The 19,493-nt window shown below is 66.4% G+C and carries 15 protein-coding genes; 12 read left to right on the forward strand and 3 right to left on the reverse strand.

Annotation, left to right across the window (positions count from 1 at the left end; translation table 11 throughout):
• The first annotated feature begins 132 nt into the window (after positions 1-132).
• The gene (locus tag ACLIMP_RS23280) at positions 133-1,383 is read left to right on the forward strand and encodes a phospholipase A (protein WP_185999455.1); all 1,251 of its coding nucleotides are present in this window, start codon (positions 133-135) and stop codon (positions 1,381-1,383) included.
• On the opposite strand, the gene ACLIMP_RS23285 is transcribed toward ACLIMP_RS23280, so the two are convergent.
• Positions 1,380-3,029, reverse strand: a complete 1,650-nt coding sequence (locus tag ACLIMP_RS23285; protein ID WP_443478455.1) for a GGDEF domain-containing protein — start codon at positions 3,027-3,029, stop codon at positions 1,380-1,382. The two genes, ACLIMP_RS23280 and ACLIMP_RS23285, sit on opposite strands and share 4 nt — an antisense overlap.
• A gap of 348 nt (positions 3,030-3,377) precedes the next feature.
• On the opposite strand from ACLIMP_RS23285, the gene ACLIMP_RS23290 reads away from it, so the two are divergent.
• A complete protein-coding gene (locus tag ACLIMP_RS23290; RefSeq protein ID WP_443478456.1) occupies positions 3,378-5,150 on the forward strand; it encodes an SLC13 family permease in 1,773 nt (590 codons plus the stop codon).
• Between the two features lie 3 nt (positions 5,151-5,153).
• Here ACLIMP_RS23290 and ACLIMP_RS23295 read toward each other — a convergent pair whose 3' ends face one another.
• Both ACLIMP_RS23295 and ACLIMP_RS23300 read right to left on the reverse strand, forming a co-directional pair.
• Complete coding sequence (locus ACLIMP_RS23295) at positions 5,154-6,344, reverse strand: M24 family metallopeptidase (RefSeq protein ID WP_443478457.1); 1,191 nt, start codon at positions 6,342-6,344, stop codon at positions 5,154-5,156.
• A 12-nt stretch (positions 6,345-6,356) separates the two neighbouring features.
• Positions 6,357-7,577 (reverse strand): NAD(P)/FAD-dependent oxidoreductase, encoded by a 1,221-nt coding sequence (locus ACLIMP_RS23300; protein WP_443478458.1) that lies wholly within the window; start codon positions 7,575-7,577, stop codon positions 6,357-6,359.
• A gap of 264 nt (positions 7,578-7,841) precedes the next feature.
• Between ACLIMP_RS23300 and ACLIMP_RS23305 the strand changes: the two genes are divergently transcribed.
• The 10 genes from ACLIMP_RS23305 to ACLIMP_RS23350 all read left to right on the forward strand — a co-directional run bounded on the left by ACLIMP_RS23305 (position 7,842) and on the right by ACLIMP_RS23350 (position 19,493).
• Positions 7,842-8,501: a GntR family transcriptional regulator gene (locus ACLIMP_RS23305; RefSeq protein ID WP_054435932.1), complete on the forward strand. Its 660-nt coding sequence runs from the start codon at positions 7,842-7,844 to the stop codon at positions 8,499-8,501.
• Between the two features lie 20 nt (positions 8,502-8,521).
• Complete coding sequence (locus tag ACLIMP_RS23310; protein WP_443478459.1) at positions 8,522-9,943, forward strand: amino acid permease; 1,422 nt, start codon at positions 8,522-8,524, stop codon at positions 9,941-9,943.
• A 57-nt stretch (positions 9,944-10,000) separates the two neighbouring features.
• The gene (locus ACLIMP_RS23315) at positions 10,001-11,515 is read left to right on the forward strand and encodes a glycoside hydrolase family 27 protein (RefSeq protein ID WP_292636689.1); all 1,515 of its coding nucleotides are present in this window, start codon (positions 10,001-10,003) and stop codon (positions 11,513-11,515) included.
• A 334-nt stretch (positions 11,516-11,849) separates the two neighbouring features.
• Complete coding sequence (locus tag ACLIMP_RS23320) at positions 11,850-12,503, forward strand: PepSY-associated TM helix domain-containing protein (protein ID WP_443478922.1); 654 nt, start codon at positions 11,850-11,852, stop codon at positions 12,501-12,503.
• A gap of 15 nt (positions 12,504-12,518) precedes the next feature.
• Positions 12,519-13,022 carry a DUF2271 domain-containing protein gene (locus tag ACLIMP_RS23325; RefSeq protein WP_185999448.1) on the forward strand — a complete coding sequence of 168 codons (504 nt, stop codon included), beginning with the start codon at positions 12,519-12,521 and terminating at the stop codon, positions 13,020-13,022.
• Positions 13,023-13,063: 41 nt separating this feature from the next.
• Positions 13,064-13,987 carry a DUF4198 domain-containing protein gene (locus ACLIMP_RS23330; protein ID WP_443478460.1) on the forward strand — a complete coding sequence of 308 codons (924 nt, stop codon included), beginning with the start codon at positions 13,064-13,066 and terminating at the stop codon, positions 13,985-13,987.
• Between the two features lie 38 nt (positions 13,988-14,025).
• A complete protein-coding gene (locus ACLIMP_RS23335; RefSeq protein WP_443478461.1) occupies positions 14,026-15,021 on the forward strand; it encodes an FAD:protein FMN transferase in 996 nt (331 codons plus the stop codon).
• Between the two features lie 138 nt (positions 15,022-15,159).
• Positions 15,160-17,559, forward strand: a complete 2,400-nt coding sequence (locus tag ACLIMP_RS23340) for a TonB-dependent receptor (RefSeq protein WP_054435929.1) — start codon at positions 15,160-15,162, stop codon at positions 17,557-17,559.
• 135 nt (positions 17,560-17,694) lie between these two features.
• A complete protein-coding gene (locus tag ACLIMP_RS23345; protein WP_443478462.1) occupies positions 17,695-18,375 on the forward strand; it encodes a Fe2+-dependent dioxygenase in 681 nt (226 codons plus the stop codon).
• A complete protein-coding gene (locus ACLIMP_RS23350) occupies positions 18,372-19,493 on the forward strand; it encodes an alpha-hydroxy acid oxidase (RefSeq protein ID WP_443478463.1) in 1,122 nt (373 codons plus the stop codon). Before ACLIMP_RS23345 ends, ACLIMP_RS23350 begins: the two co-directional genes overlap by 4 nt.

Raw genomic sequence — 19,493 nt, forward strand, 5'->3', positions numbered from 1 at the left:
AGGTCCTATGCCCCTAATCTGTTTGTACTAATGCGGAAGCGCTGATACCGTCCAGGTCATCCGGGCGGCTTGGGCAAAGGTCCAGCGCGCTTCATTTTTCGCGGTGCGCCGATTGATAACAGGACAGCTTTGATGACCCTTCGCCCCGTCGCAAGGCACCGCCGCCACTATGTCATGGCGGGGCTCGCGCCGCTCTGCATCCTTGCCTCCATCGCGCCGATGCCGGCCATGGCCGACGAGCCGATGGAAGCCTTGATCGGCAAGGCCGGCGAGCGGGACTCGGACGGCGCCGTGCTGATCGACCTGCGTTTTCTCAACACCGCCGCCACTCCCGCCACAACCACGTTGCCCGATCGGGTGGAAGCCCTGATCGGTGCCGAAGGCCGGCAAACCTCGGTATCGCTCGAACGTGCGCCCGGTACGCCCGCGCAGATCACCGTCGCGCCCGGCGGCTTCGGCCGGGCGCGCTACCGGCTTCCGGCAGACAAGGCCTCCGATGGAGCGCTCGTTTCGATCCCGCGGTGGAGCGGGCAACAGATTGCCCTCCATCTTGCCCCGCCGCCCCTGCCATCATCGGAAGCCTCGCCCCCGGCACAACTCGCGCAGAACGAGCCTGTAACCCATCCTGTCGCCGCTCCCCCGTCCGACCGGAGCGCGGGTAATGCCTTCGTCGACAATCTCGCACCTTACGAACCGATCTACGCAGTCTACGGGCCCGGCACCAATACCGAGGCCCGTATCCAGCTCAGCTTCGAATACCGGCTGTTCGGCTCCCGCCACGCTGCCGACCTTCCCGGTTCCTGGCGGGACGGCCTTCATCTGGCCTATACCCAGCGCATGTTCTGGGACCTGCGCGCCCGCTCGATGCCGTTCCGCAACATCGACTATCAGCCCGAGATCATCTACGTCACGCCCAGCAAAGTGCTGGAAAACGGCATTTCCCTGGCTCTGCAGGGCGGCTTGCGGCACGAATCGAACGGCCGCGACGGGGACGATTCCCGCAGCATCAACAGTATCTACATTGCCCCGATGGCCGCGATCCCGCTTGGTCAGGACCGCCGCCTGATGATCGCGCCGCGCCTGACGTTCCCGGTCGGAAGCACGTCGGGCAACCCGGACATCCTCCACTACCGCGGCAATACCGGATTGTTCGTGCAGTATGGCGAGGAAAACGGCTGGCGGCTGTCTGCCACCACGCGCCTGAACCTGTCCTCGGGCAAGGGCGCGGTCAACGCGGACCTGTCCTATCCGCTGCCCCGCCTGCTGGGCGGCGGGCCCGATCTCTACCTCTTCGTTCAGGGCTTTGCCGGCTACGGCGAGAACCTGCTCGACTACAACCGTTCCACCACACGCCTGCGCATAGGCTTCGCCCTGGTTCGTTAACTGCCCAGGGCGGCCCGCTCGATATCTTCCGCGGCGGAGGAATCGAGCACGTCCAGCGTCCTGACCACGACCTGATCCCGTCCCTGACGCTTGGCATCGTAGAGTGCTTCGTCGGCAAGGCGATAGAGCGAACGGAAATCCGCCCCGGTCGCGGCTTTGGCCAGCCCGATGCTTACGGTGACGTTGCGCCTTCCGATCGCCTCGCCATGATCGCATGCGGCGATCTCCCGGCGAACGTCCTCGGCAAAGCGCTTGAGCGCGAAGTCTTCGAGACCGGCCACCATCATCGCGAATTCCTCGCCGCCGAGCCGCGCGACGGTGCAGGTCCGGCTTTCGTGAGGGCCGATCTGCCGGGCGATCGTGGCCAGCACGACATCGCCTGCCTCGTGTCCGTAGACATCGTTGATCGACTTGAACCAGTCGACATCGATCAGCAGCAGGGCGACCTTGGCCCCCTGTTGCTGCGACTGTTCGAGGACGGTGCCCACCCTTTCGATGAAGCCGCGCCGATTGGGCAAGCCGGTCAGCGAATCGCGGCGGGCCAGTTCCTGGGCCTGCGCCTCAGCCTGGCGCGCCATATCGCGCTCGATCCGCAGCCGGGCGTGCGAACGCGATGCGGCAACCGACAGCCACAAGGTCTGCCACGCCGCCGCGAAAAGGATCAGTATCTGCGAGCCGCCGCCCCAGAACATCGTGTTGGTGTCGATGAACTCGATCGAACCGAGGACGACCATCGGCACGGACCATGCCCCCGCGAAGCTGCGCGCCTCGTGGCTGCCCCGGCGCCAGGCCTGGGCGATGCAGAATGCAACCGCCAACAGGTTGGCCAGCACGAGGATGCCCAAAACCCCGGCCAGCGCATCGATTGGCCCCGAGCGCATGAAGGAAAGAGGCACGCCCAGCAGCGCCACGCAGCCGGTCAGGACCAGTGCGGCACGCCGTGCCCAGCGGCTGACATATCCTTCGTACAATGCGGTTACCGCGCTCAGGGTCGCCAGCGAGATCGCCAGGCATGAAAGTCCCGTGCAGATCTGCGCGGAAACAGCGCCCGCCATGCCCGGGAAGAAGAACAGGTGGAGCTGGGACCAGCAGGCGCCCCACACGATCATGCAACTGGCCCAGGCCGCCTGCCAGGCCGAGAACTGCCGCCGCACCGCCACGGCCAGCGATGCATTGTAGATGGCTCCCGCCAGCAGCAGCACGAGCGCGGCGCCGATCGACGTCGCCAGTCCGGTCGTTTGCGTGCTCTCCTCGCCGCGGCCTACCAGCCTCATGCGAAGCAGGTTCGCACTGGCCACCTTGTCGAACCGCATCGTCACGCCCACCAGCGGAACATCGCGGTGCGGCGCACGAAAGGCGAGCTGCCCGCCCGCACGCCAGTGCGAGCCGAAATCGCCGCTGCGCACGTCCTGCCGTTCCATCGCGCCGTCGGCATAAGTGAAGTAGACGAAGAGCCTGTCGAACCGGGAACTGTGGATGATAAGAGAGAGATCGTCCTGCTCGTCGGCCCCGATCGGCAGCATGTCATGCAGCCAGAGCGTGCCTTTCTGATAGCCTTCCGGCTTTCCGGTGCAGGCGAAGTTTTCCGGGATCGCGTCGCCCGCGGGCACCACGGAGCTGACGGCGTGGCACAGGGGCTGCCCCAATCGCAGGACTTCCGCCGATGCGACGCCCGCCGATCCCATGCACAGAAATGCGCAGAGGAAAGTCAGGGCCCGCACGGCACGACGGAAGAATGGCGATTCGCAAACCATTGCGCAGCGACCTATGGCACATCCCCTAGTTCAACAAGGTTACTCGATTAACCAAAATCAATTGCATGGACTAACCGGCAGAGAACAGCGCCCGGGAGGGATGCTCCTTGATGGCCGCACAGGAATAGTGCTCCTGTTCAACGCCATACTCGGGCGAGAACGTTGGCGCCCCCGGCACCTTGAGGGCGCTCGAGCATTACATGGATATGCCGATATCGCGGCAGTTCAGAGCGAGTTCCGATGACCCTGAACCAGTGGCTTTCCATCGCCACCCTGTGCGGCATGATGATTCTCTTCGTCTGGGGCCGTTTCCGCTACGATGTCACGGCGATCATCGCCCTCCTTGCCGCTCTGGCGCTGGGCCTCGTCCCGCCGGAGAAGGCATTTTCGGGGTTCTCCGACGATATCGTCATCATCATTGCCTCCGCGCTGGTGCTTTCCGCTGCCGTGCAGCGGACCGGTGTCGTCGAGCAGGCAGTGAACTGGGTCAGCCAATGGGTACGACGGCCCGGTTCGCAACTGTTCGTGCTGACGGCCTCCGTCGGCGTGGTTTCCGGCCTCATCAAGAACATCGGCGCATTGGCGATGATGATGCCGGCCGCCTCGCAGATGGCCCGGCGCAGCCATTCCACCCCCTCCCGCTTCCTCATGCCCATGGCGTTCGCCTCGCTGCTCGGCGGGTTGACCACCATGATCGGCACTTCACCCAATATCATCGTCAGCCGCGTGCGCGAGGAGCTGACCGGCGAGCCCTTCCGCATGTTCGACTATCTGCCGACGGGGCTCGGCATGCTGGTGATCGGGCTCGTGTTCCTGCGCTTCGGCTACCGGCTCGTGCCCGCGGACCGGCGCGCCGCCGCGACCATGGGAGAAGCGCTCAACATTTCGGACTACACGACCGAGGCCACCGTCTCGGAACTGTCGAGTGCCATCGGCGAGACGATCGGGGAGTTCGTCGACCACCACGACGGCGAAGTAGAAGTGACGGCCCTCCTGCGCGCCGGCCTGCGCGGAGACGTGCATCCCGACACGCATATCGCGCAGGGCGACGTGCTTATCCTCTCCGGCGATCCCGACGCGCTGGAACGGGCCATCGTCCGCTCGCAGCTCACCCTCGACGATCATGAGGAGGACGACGAGCATCAGCGCGCCCGTGACGAGATCGGCGTGATCGAGGGCGTGGTAACGACGGAATCGGCGTTTGTCGGAAATACGGCCGGCCGGTTGATGCTGAAGGAGCGGATGGGCCTGCGCCTCGTGGCAATATCGCGCCGCGGCGAGAGCCTGCGCAACAAGCCAGGCAATGTCGTGCTCGCGGCCGGCGACGTGGTTGTGCTTCAAGGCGTCCTGGAGGAGATGCCCGGCCGCCTCCAGCAACTTGGCGTACTTCCGCTGGCACAGCGGCATATCCGGCTCGGCATGAGCCGCAGCGGCTGGCTGGCACTGGCGATCCTCGCGCTGGCGATGATAACGACGGCAACCGGGCTCATTCCGGTGGCTGTCGCGTTCTTCGCGGCGGCTGGCGCGGTCATCATCACCGGTGCCCTTCCGGTGAACGATGCCTACGAAGCCATCGAATGGCCGATCCTGGTGATGCTGGGCGCCCTGATCCCGGTCAGCGAAACCCTTCAGACAACGGGCGCATCCGACATTCTGGCTAGCGAGTTGTCGAGGCTCGCACGGGACATGCCGCCATGGGGCGCGGTGGCGATGGTACTCGCCGCTTCGATGGCGGTTACGCCGTTCCTCAACAATGCGGCAACGGTGCTGGTGGTGGCGCCCATCGCCGCCGTCTTCGCGACCGACCTCGGCTACCGGCCGGACGCCTTCCTCATGGCTACGGCGATCGGTGCCGGGTGCGACTTCCTCACCCCAATCGGGCACCAGTGCAACACGCTGGTGATGGGGCCGGGCGGCTATCGGTTCGGCGACTACGCCCGGCTGGGCGCCCCGCTTTCCCTGCTCGTTCTGGGTGTCGGGACGCCGCTCATCATGTACTGCTGGCCGCTGTAGCGGCTATTGCGCTAACGGACGGTCGATGGCGACCTGCGGCTGCGTGAACCACTGCGCGCCGGTCTCGGTAACGAACATGTGATCTTCCAGCCGCACGCCGAACTTCTGCGGAACCACGATCATGGGCTCGTTGGAGAAGCACATGCCCGGCTCCAGAGGCGTCTTGTCGCCGCGCACGAGATAGGCCGGTTCGTGGATCGAAAGGCCGATGCCGTGGCCGGTACGGTGCGGCAGGCCCGGCAGGTTGTAGTCAGGCCCCAGCCCGGCCTTTTCGAGCACGACACGCGCGGCATAGTCGACCGCTTCGCAAGGCTCGCCGGGACGCACGGCGTCGAAGGCGGCCTGCTGGGCTTCCTTCTCGATGTCCCAGATGCGGCGGATATCCTGCGAGACATCGCCGAAAGCGTAAGTGCGGGTGATGTCGGAATGGTAGCCCTGGATGGTGCAGCCCGTGTCGACAAGCACGAGCTGGCCTTCCTTCAGCTCGCGGTCGCCCGGAAGCCCGTGCGGATAGGCGGTCGCCTCACCGAACTGGACGATGCAGAAGCTCGACCCGCTGGCGCCGAGCTTGCGATGCGCGGCATCGATGAAGTGGACCACCTCGCTCTGGCGGATACCGGGGCGCAGGATGCGCGCGGCAGCCTGATGGACCAGCAGGGTCATGTTCTTGGCCTGCTGCATCAGCGCAAGTTCCGCGGCGGACTTGACCATGCGGCACTGCTTGATGACCGGCATCGCATCGACCGGCCTGGCCGAACCGCCCTGCCGGATGCGCTCGGCGAAGTGGAACGGCAGTTCCGGGTCAATCGCCACCGTCTTCGCGCCGATTTCCGCAAGCACCCGAACCACCAGTGCGACCGGATCTTCGTCTTCCTGCCACGAACGGATGTCCACCGGAATCGCGAGATCGGCTTCCAGCGTGCCGATCTCGAAATGCGGGCAGATCATGATCGGCTTGCGTCCGGGGACGAGCAGCATGGCGACAAGACGTTCGGTCTGCCCCCAGGGCAGGCCCGAGAAGTAGCGCAGCGAGGCTCCGGCATTGACCAGCAACGCATCGGCGCCGAGCCGGTCAGTCAGTTCCGCCGCGCGTGCCATCCGCGCCTCGCGCTCGGCCACGGCGATGGCCGGGGCGCGGTCGGCCAAGGCTTCGAGCCCGGCCAGTTCGATCTCTGCGGTCGATCCGCCAATCATGTCGTTATTCCTTTATGCGAAGCGCTGGATATCGAACGGCGCGAGCGGCAGCTCCGGCTGCTTGCCCGCGACCATCGATGAGACCAGCCGCGCCGTGATCGGCGCAAGTGTAAGCCCTAGGTGCTGATGACCGAAGGCATAGAAGAGATTGGATGCCTTCGTCGAGCGGCCGATGGCGGGAAGATAGTCAGGCAGGGTCGGGCGGCAGCCCATCCAGCGGCGGAACGGCCCGGCGATGGGCAGGCCAAGCTCCGCGACATGGCGCTCCAGCCGCTCCCACTTGCGCGGATCGGCAGGCGCATCGACCGTCCCGAGTTCGACGAAACTCGCCGCCTGCACTGCGCTTCGATAGCGCGTGACGATCATCGAGCGTTCCTCGAAGACCACCGGCGGCAGGTCGGCAGCCCACACGCCGGCATCGGCGCGGACGTGATAGCCGCGTTCGGCGATCATCGGCACCTTGTGGCCGAGATGCTCCATCAGCTCGCGCGAGCGCACGCCCGCACAGACCAGCACCTGCTCGGCATCGACACCGCCGATCTCGACGCGGCCTCCCGCCACCCGCAGTTCCCCGCGCCGGGCCACGAAAGTACCGCCTCGCTCGGCGAAAGCCTTTCGCAAGGCAGTCCGCAAATCGCCGAGGTCCGCGATCTGGCCGCTACCGGAGAAACGGATCGCGCCGGCTACCGGCTGCTTGCCGAGACCGGACAGCATCGCCAGTTCGGCCGGTGTCGCCTCATGCACTTGCGCGGCACCGGTTTCCGCCGCCTGCCATGAAGCACGGCCTTCGCGAGCGGCGCTTTCCCCGTGCCAGAGCACGAAATGGCCATCCTGGCGAAGCAGTTCCGGCGCCCCGATGCGCTCGGTCATCGAAATCCACGCAGGCATCGAGCCGGCCAGAAGCGGTGCCAGGGCCTCGCAGCCCCTGCGGAACCGCGCAGGACGGGCGGCGGCAAGCAGGCGCAGCCCGAAAGGCACCCATTCCGCCATGGCGGCAGGCGGGAAGCCCAGCGGTCCGCCGCGCAGGAACAGGCGCTGCGGCAGGCTGCGCACCATGTCCATGGAGGCAAGCGGTTCCACCTGTTCGACCGCGATGTGCCCCGCGTTGCCCCAGGATGCCGCCTTGCCCTCGGTATCGTCATCGACAAGCGCAACCTGGTGCCCTGCTTCGAGCAATTCGATGCCCGTGCAGAGCCCGACCACCCCGCCACCGACAATTCCAATGGACCCCACAAAAACTCCGTTGCATAAGTCAGACTATATCGTATACCATATATCAATCACCGCCCGTCCGCACAAGGCTTTGCACCGCGCCATGAACGTCTCGATCCACCGAAATCACAACGTCCCGGTTCGCCCGGGCGGTGAAGGGTCGCGATTAACAAAACGCAATCGCTGGTCGGAAAAGGTCGCATTGCAGCGTCATTTGGGATCATCTACCGTATACGTTAGATCGAAGGCGTATCGCGCCGTCGAGAGTTGTATGGAGATTCATTGGTGACAATCGTCGTCCGCACCCTTGCTGAACGCATTTTCGACGTGATCCGCGAAAGGATCGTCGAAGGAAAGCTCCCCGTGATGGAGCCGGTCCGGCAGGATGCGCTGGCCGCAGAACTGGGCGTGAGCAAGATCCCGCTGCGTGAAGCGCTGGCGCGGCTCGAACATGAGGGTCTGCTGACCAGCCAGGCCAATCGCGGCTGGTTCGTCCGCCCGATGTCGAGCGATCAGGCCGAAGAGATCTATCTCCTGCGCCTTGCGACCGAACCCGCCGCCGCAGCCTATGCCTGCACCAAGGCCGATGATGCCGACCGGCAGGCCGCGATCAAGGCCTTCGAAGTGCTTGACGCCGCGGCCAAGGAAAATCTCAGCGACGTTGCCGTGCGCAACCGCGAATACCACGTCGCCCTGGTCCGCCCGGGCAAGCGCCTGCTTACCACGCAGCTTGTCGAGCGCCTCGAAGTGCTCGCCGAACGCTATGTGATCGCCCACCTCGAACCGGCGGGCCGCGGCGACCGCGCGCATATGGAACACCGTGACCTGCTCGATGCCTGGCTCGCCGGAGAGGCGGACAAGGTGCAGGGCCTGCTCACCCAGCACATCGCCAGCACGCTTGACGACTTGCGCGCTCATTTTACCGCCAGCCAGACAACCGGCTGAGACCATAACCAGGGGGATCCATGCTCGGACCGCGTAAATCGATAGAAAAACTCTCACAACGCGACTCCGGGCATTCCCTGGCCAAGACCCTGAGCTGGCCTCACCTGATCGCCCTTGGCGTCGGCGCCATCGTCGGCACCGGCATCTACACCCTGACCGGCGTCGGCGCGGAACGCGCGGGACCGGCCGTAATCCTCGCCTTCGCGATCGCCGGCGCGGTCTGCGCCTGCGCCGCGCTTGCCTACGCGGAAATGGCGACGATGATCCCCGCCGCCGGCAGCGCCTACACCTTCTCCTATGCCGCCATGGGCGAAACCATCGCCTGGATCGTCGGCTGGAGCCTGATCCTCGAATATTCGCTGGCCTGCTCCACCGTCGCGGTCGGCTGGTCCGGCTATCTGGTCGGCTGGATCCAGTCGGCGGGCATCCATCTGCCCCACGCGCTGCTGGTCGGCCCGCACGGCGGCGGCATCGTCAACCTGCCTGCCGTGCTGGTGGCGCTGGCCGTCATGGGCATGCTGATCGCCGGCACCCGCGAAAGCGCCACGCTCAACATCGTGCTGGTCATCATCAAGCTCGTCGCGCTCACGATCTTCGTCGTCATGGCGCTGCCCGCCTTCCAGGGCGGCAACCTTGAACCCTTCATGCCCTACGGCTTCGGCAGCACCGAAGTGGAAGGGCAGAAGCGCGGGGTCATGGCCGCCGCCGCCATCGTGTTCTTCGCCTTCTACGGCTTCGACGCGGTCGCCACTTCGGCCGAGGAAGCCAAGAACCCCGGCCGCGACCTTACCATCGGCATCATCGGCTCGATGGTCGTCTGCACCGCGATCTACATGGCCGTTGCGATTACCGCGATCGGTGCCCTGCCCTTCCAGCAGCTTGCCAACTCGCCCGAACCGCTCGCCCTCGTGCTGCGCCAGCTCGGCCAGCCGGTTGCCGCGCACCTGATCGCCTTTGCCGCCGTGCTCGCCCTGCCTTCCGTTATCCTCGTGATGATGTACGGCCAGAGCCGCGTGTTCTTCGTCATGGCCCGCGACGGCCTGCTGCCGCGCAGCCTCGCCAAGATCAGCCCGCGCACCGGCGCCCCCACCCGCATCACGCTGATGACCGGCATCTCGATCGCGGTCGTCGCCGGTATCTTCCGTCTCGACGAGATCGCGGAACTCGCCAATGCCGGCACCCTGATCGCCTTCATCTCGGTCGGCGCGTGCCTGATGATCCTGCGCCGCCGTGCGCCGGAGCTGAAGCGCCTGTTCCGCTGCCCGCAGCCCTATGTCGTCGGTACGCTGACGATCCTGGGCTGCGCCTATCTGCTGTTCAGCCTGCCCGAGAGCACGCTGGTCCGCTTCGGCGCCTGGAACGTGATCGGCCTCCTCGTCTACTTCCTCTACGGCCGCAGCCGCAGCGAAGCCGGACGCGAGGCGGCGGCGGCAGTGGCCTGACACGGCCGGGCTGCCGCTCCCTTCACCCGTAACGATACCGATCCCAAGGAGATCGCGATGAAACGCGCCCTCGTGCTGGCTGCCGCCCTGCTTGGCACCGCCCTTTCGCCTGCTGCGCCTGCCCTTGCCAAGACCGCCTACGACGGCGTCTGGCTGTTCGACGACACCCCGCCCACGCCGGGCGTGACGATGATGGAAGTCACCTCGAAGGGCGGCAAGATCGCCGGCACCGTAACCACCAAATGGTACGGCCCGGTCGAGATGATGAACCCGCGCGTCGAGAACGGCGAACTGAAGTTCGAGGCCCGCAACCTCAACGACAAGGAGCACCTTACCCGCCCGTGGAGCGTCGCGCTTGAAGGCGGGCAGGCCCATCTCAAGGGCAGGATCTGGGAATCCGAGGTCGACAGCAAGGGTTACAAGGGCAAGGCGAAGGACGCCAGGGCGCGCGCCTTCCAGTTCGCCGCACTGCCCCCGCTCGGCACGCCGATCCCCAACAGGCTGGCCGCCACCCCGCCGATGGGCTGGAGCAGCTGGAACAAGTTCGCCGAGCACATCGATGACAAGACCGTGCGCGCGCAGGCCGATGCCATGGTCTCTACCGGCCTTCGCGATGCCGGCTACCTCTACATCAACATCGACGATGGCTGGCAGGGCAAGCGCGACGCCAATGGCGTGCTACAGCCCAACGAGAAGTTTCCGGACATGAAGGCGCTGACCGACTATGTCCATTCCAGGGGGCTGAAGATCGGCATCTACTCCTCGCAGGGGCCGCGCACTTGCGCCGGCTACGAAGGCAGCTACGGCCACGTCGCGCAGGATGCGAAGACTTATGCCGAATGGGGCTTCGACTACCTGAAGTACGACCTGTGCTCGGGCGAGTGGTTCTATGCCGATGCCGATACCGTGAAGCGCAGCTACTACGAAATGGGCGCCGCCCTTCAGGCGACGGGGCGCGAGTTCATCTTCTCGCTCTGCGAATATGGCCGCTTCGACGTGGGAAGCTGGGGCCGCGACGTCGGCGGCCAGCTGTGGCGCACGACCGGCGACATCACCGACGACTATCCGACAATGGCCAAAATCGGCTTCGACAAAAACGGCAAACCCGATTGGGCCGGGCCGCATGGCTGGAACGATCCGGACATGCTCGAAGTCGGCAACGGCGGGATGAGCGCGGACGAATACCGCACGCACATGACGCTCTGGGCCATGTCCGCCGCGCCGCTGATGATGGGCCATGACTTGCGCGAAACCAGTGCCGAAACGCTGGCGATGCTGACCAACAGGCGCGTCATCGCCGTAGATCAGGATGCCAGGGGCGTCCAGGGCAAGGCCGTGCGCAAGGCGGGCTCGATGGAAGTCTGGGCCAAGCCGCTGGCAGACGGCCGCGTTGCCCTGGCCCTGTTCAACCGCGGCGAGACCGCGGCCTCGCTCTCTCTGACACCTGCCGATGCCGGTCTGGCCGCAATCTCGCAGGTCGAAGACCTGTGGACCGGGGTCAAGGCCGCGAAACTGCCCGCAAGCTACACGGTCCCCGCTCGCGGTGCGGTGATGCTCACCGTCGGGGGCTGATCCCCGACATCCTGCCGGCACGCGCAAAGTCCCACCCTGGGCGCTTGTCGGCAGACCTGCCGCCGGAAGCCAGTTCGGCATCCGGCGGCATTCGCCGCTTGCACGATCCCTTCACCTCGATTTGCGCTTTGTTATTGCGAGGCATTCGCACTTGCGATAATGGCAGCGGCACAGGGGGCCGGGACTCGATTCCGCATCGCTTTTGCGCGACTCCCGTAGACCAAGGGAAACGTGCAAGTTGGGCGGTAACGGCGAAAGTCTCGATGTGCTTGATGGGGCGGACCGTGCACCGCCTGCTGCGCGGACAGAACCGCCTGCAGATCCCGGGCAAACCGTGCGTCCTGCCGCCGCCCGCCGCGCTCCCGCGAAGAAGAAGAACAAGAAGGCCCGCGCCTTCTGGCTCAAGCAGCTTCACACCTGGCACTGGGTGAGCGCCGCGGTTTCGCTTGCGGGAATGTTCCTGTTCGCCATCACCGGCATCACGCTCAACCATGCGGCATCGATCGGCGCGGAACCCAAGGTGGTACAGAGCGAAGGCAAGATCGCGCCCGGCCTCCTGCGTAGCCTGCCCCCCGCCGGAGACGGCACCGCGCCGCTTCCCGCCAATGTCGCCAGGGCAGTGGCCGCCGCCGTTCCCCTCGATCCCGCCGGTTTCCCGGCGGACTGGTCCGCCGAGGACGAGGTCTATGTCGCCATGCCCGGCCCGGGCCGCGACGCATGGGTCAGCATCGACCGTTCCAACGGCGCGATTTCCGCCGAAGTGACCAATCGCGGCACGGTTTCCTACCTCAACGACCTGCACAAGGGCCGCAACACCGGCTCGGTGTGGTTCTGGTTCATCGATCTCTTCGCGGCGGCCTGCGTCGTGTTCACGGTGACAGGCCTGTTCCTCCTCCAGCTTCACGCCAGACATCGGCCCTCGACCTGGCCGCTGGTCGGGCTGAGCCTGCTGATCCCGCTCGCGATCGCCCTGATATTCATCCACTGAGACAAGAAGGCACCGATGACGACATCGAAGGTACTGCCAGCGCTTCCACTTCTGGCCCCGGCGCTCGTCGCCGGGACCATCGCCACCCCGGCTGCCGCGGCGACCGTGAGCGTGACGATCCCGCGCATCAACGTCGCGGAATACCATCGTCCCTACGTCGTCGGCTGGCTCGAACCGGCCGCCGGCGGCCCAGCCCGCACCGTTTTCGTGTGGTACGACGTCAAGAAGGCCGGCCGCGAGCCCGGCACGAAGTGGCTGGCGGACCTGCGCACCTGGTGGCGCAAGGGCGGCCGTTCGCTCAACCTGCCCGCAGACGGCCTGAGCGGCGCCACCCGCGCGCCCGGCACCTACCAGATCACCCTGCCCGCCAATCTCCCGGCCGGTCAGTATGTCTTCAAGGTGGAAGCCGCGCGTGAAACCGGTGGGCGCGAACTCGTCTCGGTTCCGGTCACCGTTCCCGTCAAGAAGGCCGGCTCGGCATCGGGCAGTTCCGAACTGGGTGCGATCACCATCCGCTGATCTCGAATTCTCGAACATTCACGATTTTTCAAGGACATGACATGCGCTACAGCCATATCCTGATCGCCTCGGCCGCCGTGGCCGCCGCTCTTGCCTCGCCCGCTTCGGCCCACCGCCAGTGGCTCCTGCCGTCCACCACCACGCTCGCCGGCACCAGCGAATACGTGACCGTCGATGCGGCGGTATCGAACGATCTGTTCTATCCTGACCATTTCCCGATGAGCCCCGAACAGGTCACCGTCTGGGCTCCTGACGGCAGCGAAGGCAAGATCGAGAACCCGGCCACCGGCCGCTACCGCGCGACGTTCGACGTCAAGATCGACAAGCCCGGCACCTGGAAGATCGGCACCCAGCGCTCGGCGATCATGGGCAGCTTCAAGGTGAACGGCGAAGACTGGCGCCTGGGCGGACGCGGCCGCCCGATGGGCGCCGGCGGTCCCGGTGCAGGCGGCCCCGGTGCAGGCGGCCCCGGAGGGGCGCCCGGCGCGGGCGGTCCCGGAGGCCCGGGCGGCGCGCCGGTGCGCAGTGTCGCAACCGTGGCGGACATTCCGGCCAATGCCACCGACGTGAAGCTGACCGAATCGATTTCCGGCAACTACATCTACGTGACCGCCGATGCGCCGACGAAGACCGTCTTCACGCCCACCGGCAAGGGCCTGGAAATCGATCCGATCACGCACCCGGACGAGCTGGTGTCCAACGAAGAGGGGCAGTTCCGCTTCCTGATCGACGGCAAGCCCGCCGCCGGCGTCAAGGTTACCGTGGTTCCCGGCAGCAAGAAGTACCGCGAGGCCGAACAGGCCCAGGAACTGACGACCGGCGCCGACGGCGTGCTCCACGTCAAGTGGCCGGTCGCCGGAATGTACTGGATCAACGCCAGCGCCAGCGACAACAAGCCCAGCGAAAAGCGCGCGACCGAGCGCCGCATGAGCTACACCGCCACCGTCGAAGTGGTCGCGCCCTGAACGGCACCTAAGGCGACCTGAACGACACCAAGCCTCCCTTGGCCTCCCCCTTGCGACTGGCCGTGCCGCTCGACATCGATCCGGGCGTCCTTGCCGACTGGCGACAGGACGCCCCGGTCATCGACCTCGGCGGGGAGACCATGGGAACGACCTGGCGTCTCCGCCTGGCGGCGCCCGAAAACTTCGACCGGGACGCGATCGTCGAGGCGATCGAGGCCCGGCTCGAGGATATTCTTGCCCAGATGAGTCACTGGCGGGCGGACTCGGTGCTCGGCCGGTTCAATCGCGCTGCGGCGGGAACGTGGATCTCGCTGCCGCCCGCCTTTGCCGGTGTCATGACAGCGGGGTTTGCCATCGCCGAAGTGACCGATGCCGCCTTCGATCCCGCGATCGGCGCCATCGTCGATCTTTGGGGTTACGGCCCCGTCCCGGTCGCGGCGCCGCCGAGTGCAGACGCGCTTGCCGGGGCCCGTGCCGTTTCCGGCTGGCGGAAGCTGACTTTCGATGCCGACAGCCACCGCCTGCTCCAGCCCGGCGGCCTGCGGCTGGACCTTTCCGGCATCGCCAAGGGCCATGCCGTTGATGCCCTTGCCGCGCTGCTGCGCGAAAGGGGCTGCAACCATTTCCTTGTCGAGATCGGCGGTGAGCTCGTCGGTTCGGGGATGAAGCCGGACGGCGATCCCTGGTGGGTCGATCTCGAAACGCCGACCTGCGATATTCCGCCCTTCCGCATCGCCCTGCACCAGCTCGCCGTGGCGACCTCGGGAGACTATGTGCGCGGCCGCCACACCATCGACCCGCGCAGCGCCCTGCCCGTGGAACATGCCATGGCCGTCAGCGTGGTCCATCGCAGCGCCATGCTGGCCGATGCCTGGGCCACTGCGCTCTGTGTCGAGCCGCCCGAGGCCATGCGCGAACGGGCCATCTGCGAGAATCTGGCGGTTCGCGCGCTGTGCCGCGCGGGAGACCACGGCGAGGGCCGGATCGAGGAATGGATCAGTCCGGCCCTTGCCGCCCTCCTCGTCGCGCCCTGACCGGCCTTACCGCCCCCCTGACACCCCCGCCCCGACGATTTTGCAACATAAGCGTTACACTTGTAACAAAGTATATTGCGAATGCGAATGACTCTCATTATCGGAGCCACCAAGGGAATTCCAAACATGAGGGGAATTATGTCTTCCAAGCCTTCGTCCTCGGCTGCGCGCCGCACGTTCCTTGCGCTGTCCTGCATCGCGCCCGTGTTCAGCGTTGCCCCCGCCCATGCCCAGCAGTCCGACGGCCAGCGCGTGCTCGGCGGCGTCACCGTCAGCGATTCCGCGATTGACGAGCAGCCCGGCCGCAAGCTCGAATCCCCCAAGCGCACCCGCCCCGTGCTCGATACGCCGCAGACCATCACCGTGCTTTCCAGCGAAGTGATCGAGCAGCAGAACCTGCTGACCCTGCGCGACGTGCTCTCCACCGTCCCCGGCATCACTTTCGGCGCGGGCGAAGCGGGCACCGGCCCCGGCGACAACATCACCTTCCGCGGCTACAGCGCCGCAAACGACATCACCATCGACGGCGTGCGCGACAGCGCGCAGGTGACGCGCACCGATCCGTTCAACCTTGAGCAGATCGAAGTCACCAACGGCGCGAACTCGGTGGTTTCCGGCGCCGGTTCGACCGGCGGCAACATCAACATCGTCAGCAAGCGCCCCAAGGCCGATGATGCCTATGTCGCCACGGCCGGCGTCGGCACCGACAATTATTACCGCGCCACCGTTGATCTCAACAAGCGCGTGAACGACCTCGTCGCCTTCCGCCTCAACGGCATGTGGCACCGCAACGACGTGCCCGGCCGCGACGTGGAAGACTACAAGCGCTGGGGCGTGGCGCCCTCCGTCACCATCGGCATCGACAGCCCGACCAGCCTGACGCTCCAGTACTTCCACCAGGAGGACGACAACGTCCCGCAGTACGGCGTGCCCTATTACAGCGGTACCGTGCCCGGCGTTCACCGCAGCGACTACTTCGGCTATCGCAACGTCGACAAGCAACGCATCAACATCGACCAGATGACCGCGATCTTCGATCATGCGTTCAGCGACACGGTCTCGATCCGCAATCTCGCCCGCTGGCAGGATTCGCGCCAGCTTACCGTGGTCAATCCGCCGCAGGGGACCTACTGCCTGACCACCGGCGTGACGCCGACCGGCGGCAGCTGCGGCACTGTGCCGGCCGGTTACTATCAGCCTTCAGGCCCCCGCGGCACCACGCGCGACATCCGCAACCAGCTGCTGTTCGACCAGTTCGACATCAAGGCCGTGTTCAACACCGGCGCGATCGAGCACACCATCGATCTGGGCGGCTCGGCCACCTGGGAAAAGTATGACCTGAACAACGGCAACTCGCTGCGCAATGCCGATGGCACTTCGGTCACGCTTCCGCTCATCAACATCGACAACCCGAACGATGTCGTGACCGGTCCGACCGGGTTCACGTACGGCAGCAACCTCTACACCGGCCCGGTCAACTTCATCCGCACCGGCCACACGCTGGGCGAGCAGACCAACGTGGCCGCCTACCTGTTCGACACGATGAAGCTGGGCAAGCTGGAACTCAGCGCCGGCGCCCGTATCGAGCGCAACGTCGGCACGACCCGCGCCGACACCATCGCCGCCTCCACCACGTCCACCGTGACGCAGGGCCAGGTCACGCCGGGCACCGAGACGCGCAGTGCCGACACGCTGTTCTCCTACCGCGTCGGCCTGAACTACAAGCCGGTCGAGGCGGTCAGCCTCTATGCGGCCTATGGCAATTCGCGCACGCCCTCCAAGAATTCGGTCAACGGTTCCTGCACCACGGCGGGCGAGAACGGCGCCACCACCTCGACCTGCAACGTGAACCCGGAAAGCGCCCAGAACTACGAGATCGGCGCCAAGGCCGAACTGTTCGACGGCGGCCTGCTGCTGACGGCGGCGGCATTCCGCAACGAGCGCGACAAGTACGCCGTGATCTCGGGCGATCCCGCCGTTCCCAACCAGCAGCTCGACGGCAAGTCGCGGGTGGACGGCATCGCGCTGGGGGCCAGCGGCAAGATCACGCCCGACTGGTCGATCACGACCAATTACACCTACCTCAAGAGCAAGCTGCTCCAGTCGGTGTCGGACTACTGCCTTGCCAACCCCGGCGCCGTCACCGGCACGCGCACCTGCACCAACACGCCCACCAACCCCAATCCGGGTGCCGGCCAGTACCTGACCCAGACCCCGAAGCATTCGGCCAGCCTGTTCACGACCTACCGCCTGCCGTTCGGCCTGACGCTGGGCTACGGCTTCACCTATCAGGGCAAGTTCCTGCTTTCCGCCGCCGTTCCCGCCACCGCGACAGCAGCCGCCGTCAAGGCGATCTCCTCGGACGACTACCTGATCCACCAGGGCTTCCTGTCCTATGACTTCAGCCCCAACCTCTCGGCGCAGCTCAACGTCAAGAACATCGGCAACAAGCTCTACTACCAGCGCATCCGCAACAACGGCTGGGCCACCCCGGGCGATGCCCGCTCGGCGGTCCTGACCCTCACCGCGAAGATGTAAGCGGGAAAACCTCTCCCAACGGCCGGCGGGCGCGCATCAGGGCGCCCGCCGGTTTCTCTTTTTGATGCGAGTCCCGGTTTCTCTTTTTGATGCGAGTCATTGTCAGGAGCGCCGTCCTCGGCAAGAAGAGCGCCCATGGTCATAGAAATTCCCGAACTTTTCTCCGCCGACGAAGTGCGCGCATTCCGAGAGGCGCTGGAAGGCGCCGAATGGGCGGACGGCCGCGCCACCGCCGGTCATCGCGCCGCGCAGGTCAAGGACAACGAGCAGCTTCCGCTGGGCCATCCGCTGGCGCAGCAGCTTGCGGACCGCGTGCTGGCCCGCCTCATGCAGACGCCGCTGTTCATCGCCGCCGCGCTGCCGAGCCGCGTGCTCCAGCCCCGCTTCAGCCGCTACGCCGGGCGCGGCCACTACGGCAACCACGTCGACAACGCGATCTTCCCGATCCCCGGCACCGGCGAACACTTGCGCAGCGACATCTCCAGCACCCTGTTCCTCAGCGATCCCGACGAATACGACGGCGGCGAACTGGTGATCGAGGACATGTTCGGCAGCCACACCGTCAAGCTTCCCGCCGGGCATCTGGTGGTCTATCCCGGCAGCAGCCTCCACCGCGTGGAGCCGGTGACACGCGGCACGCGCTTCGTCTCGTTCTTCTGGACCCAGAGCTTCGTCGCCGCGCCCGAGCGCCGCCGCCTGCTGCTCGAACTCGACGGCGCGATACAGGGCATCGCGGGCGACCATCCCGAACATGGCTCGATCGACACGCTCACGCAGGTCTACCACAACCTGCTGCGCCAGTGGTCGGTGACGTGAGCGACGCGCCGCTTCCCGCGCTGACGCAGATCCCGCCCGACCTGCGCAGCCTTGCCGATTACGAACGCCGCGCCCCCGCCCATCTTTCCGCCGAGGCGTGGCATCATATCGAGGAAGGTTCGGGCACCGGACAGACCCTGCGCGCCAACCGCGAGGCCTTCTCGCGCCGGGCCCTGCTTCCGCGCGCCATGGCCGACCTGCGCGGCGGCGGCACCGCCATCGACCTGTTCGGCCGCAGCCACGCAGCGCCGCTGATGATGGCTCCGGTGGCCTACCAGCGCCTTGCCCATCCCGACGGCGAACTCGCGGTGGTGCGCGCCGCCACCGCGCTCGATACCGGCACGATTGTCAGCACCCTGTCCAGCGTGCCGCTGGAGGAGATCGCCGAAGCCGCCCGCTCCTTTGCCCGCGAACTGGGCCGGCAAACCGCGCCGCTCTGGTTCCAGCTCTATCTCCAGCCGGACCGCGAACACAGCCTCGCCCTCGTCCGCCGCGCCGAGGCGGCGGGATACGAGGCGATCGTGCTCACCATCGATGCCGCCATCAAGCTTTCGGGGATGACCCTGCCGCCCGGCGTCTCGGCGGCGAACCTCGCAGGGATGCCGCTGCCACGGCAGACCGCAACGCTGGGCGGGCGCATCCTGTTCGGCACCCCGCTCGCCGATACCGCGCCGCGCTGGGAAGACCTCGCCTGGCTGCGCGATGCCACCTCGCTTCCCGTGCTGGTCAAGGGCATGGTGCTGGGCGAGGACGCCGCCCGCGCGGTGGACATGGGCGCAGACGGGCTCATCGTCTCCAACCATGGCGGCCGCGTGCTTGACGGGCTGCCCAGCGTGCTCGACGTGATCGAGGATGTGGCCGGGGCAACCGGGGGCCGCGTGCCCCTGCTGGCGGACGGCGGCTTCCGCTCCGGTACCGACGTGGTCAAGGCGCTGGCGCTGGGTGCACGCGCGGTGCTGCTCGGCAGCCCGCAGCTTCATGCCCTCGCCGTGGCGGGGATGCCGGGCGTCGCCCATGCGATTCACCTGCTGCGCACCGAACTCGAAGCGGCGATGGCCCAGCTCGGCTGCGCCACCGTGGCCGAAGTGACGCGCGAACGGGTGACCGGCACGCGCTAG

It is taken from the genome of Novosphingobium aeonii, from assembly GCF_052279045.1.
In the GTDB taxonomy this organism is placed as follows: domain Bacteria; phylum Pseudomonadota; class Alphaproteobacteria; order Sphingomonadales; family Sphingomonadaceae; genus Novosphingobium.

Bases quoted from the DNA above. Each gene is read 5' to 3' on its own strand.
- ACLIMP_RS23280 (WP_185999455.1), top strand. From the start codon at position 133: ATGACCCTTCGCCCCGTCGCAAGGCACCGCCGCCACTATGTCATGGCG.
- ACLIMP_RS23290 (WP_443478456.1), top strand. From the start codon at position 3,378: ATGACCCTGAACCAGTGGCTTTCCATCGCCACCCTGTGCGGCATGATG.
- ACLIMP_RS23295 (WP_443478457.1), bottom strand. From the start codon at position 6,344: ATGATTGGCGGATCGACCGCAGAGATCGAACTGGCCGGGCTCGAAGCC.
- ACLIMP_RS23310 (WP_443478459.1), top strand. From the start codon at position 8,522: ATGCTCGGACCGCGTAAATCGATAGAAAAACTCTCACAACGCGACTCC.
- ACLIMP_RS23315 (WP_292636689.1), top strand. From the start codon at position 10,001: ATGAAACGCGCCCTCGTGCTGGCTGCCGCCCTGCTTGGCACCGCCCTT.
- ACLIMP_RS23325 (WP_185999448.1), top strand. From the start codon at position 12,519: ATGACGACATCGAAGGTACTGCCAGCGCTTCCACTTCTGGCCCCGGCG.
- ACLIMP_RS23330 (WP_443478460.1), top strand. From the start codon at position 13,064: ATGCGCTACAGCCATATCCTGATCGCCTCGGCCGCCGTGGCCGCCGCT.
- ACLIMP_RS23340 (WP_054435929.1), top strand. From the start codon at position 15,160: ATGTCTTCCAAGCCTTCGTCCTCGGCTGCGCGCCGCACGTTCCTTGCG.
- ACLIMP_RS23345 (WP_443478462.1), top strand. From the start codon at position 17,695: ATGGTCATAGAAATTCCCGAACTTTTCTCCGCCGACGAAGTGCGCGCA.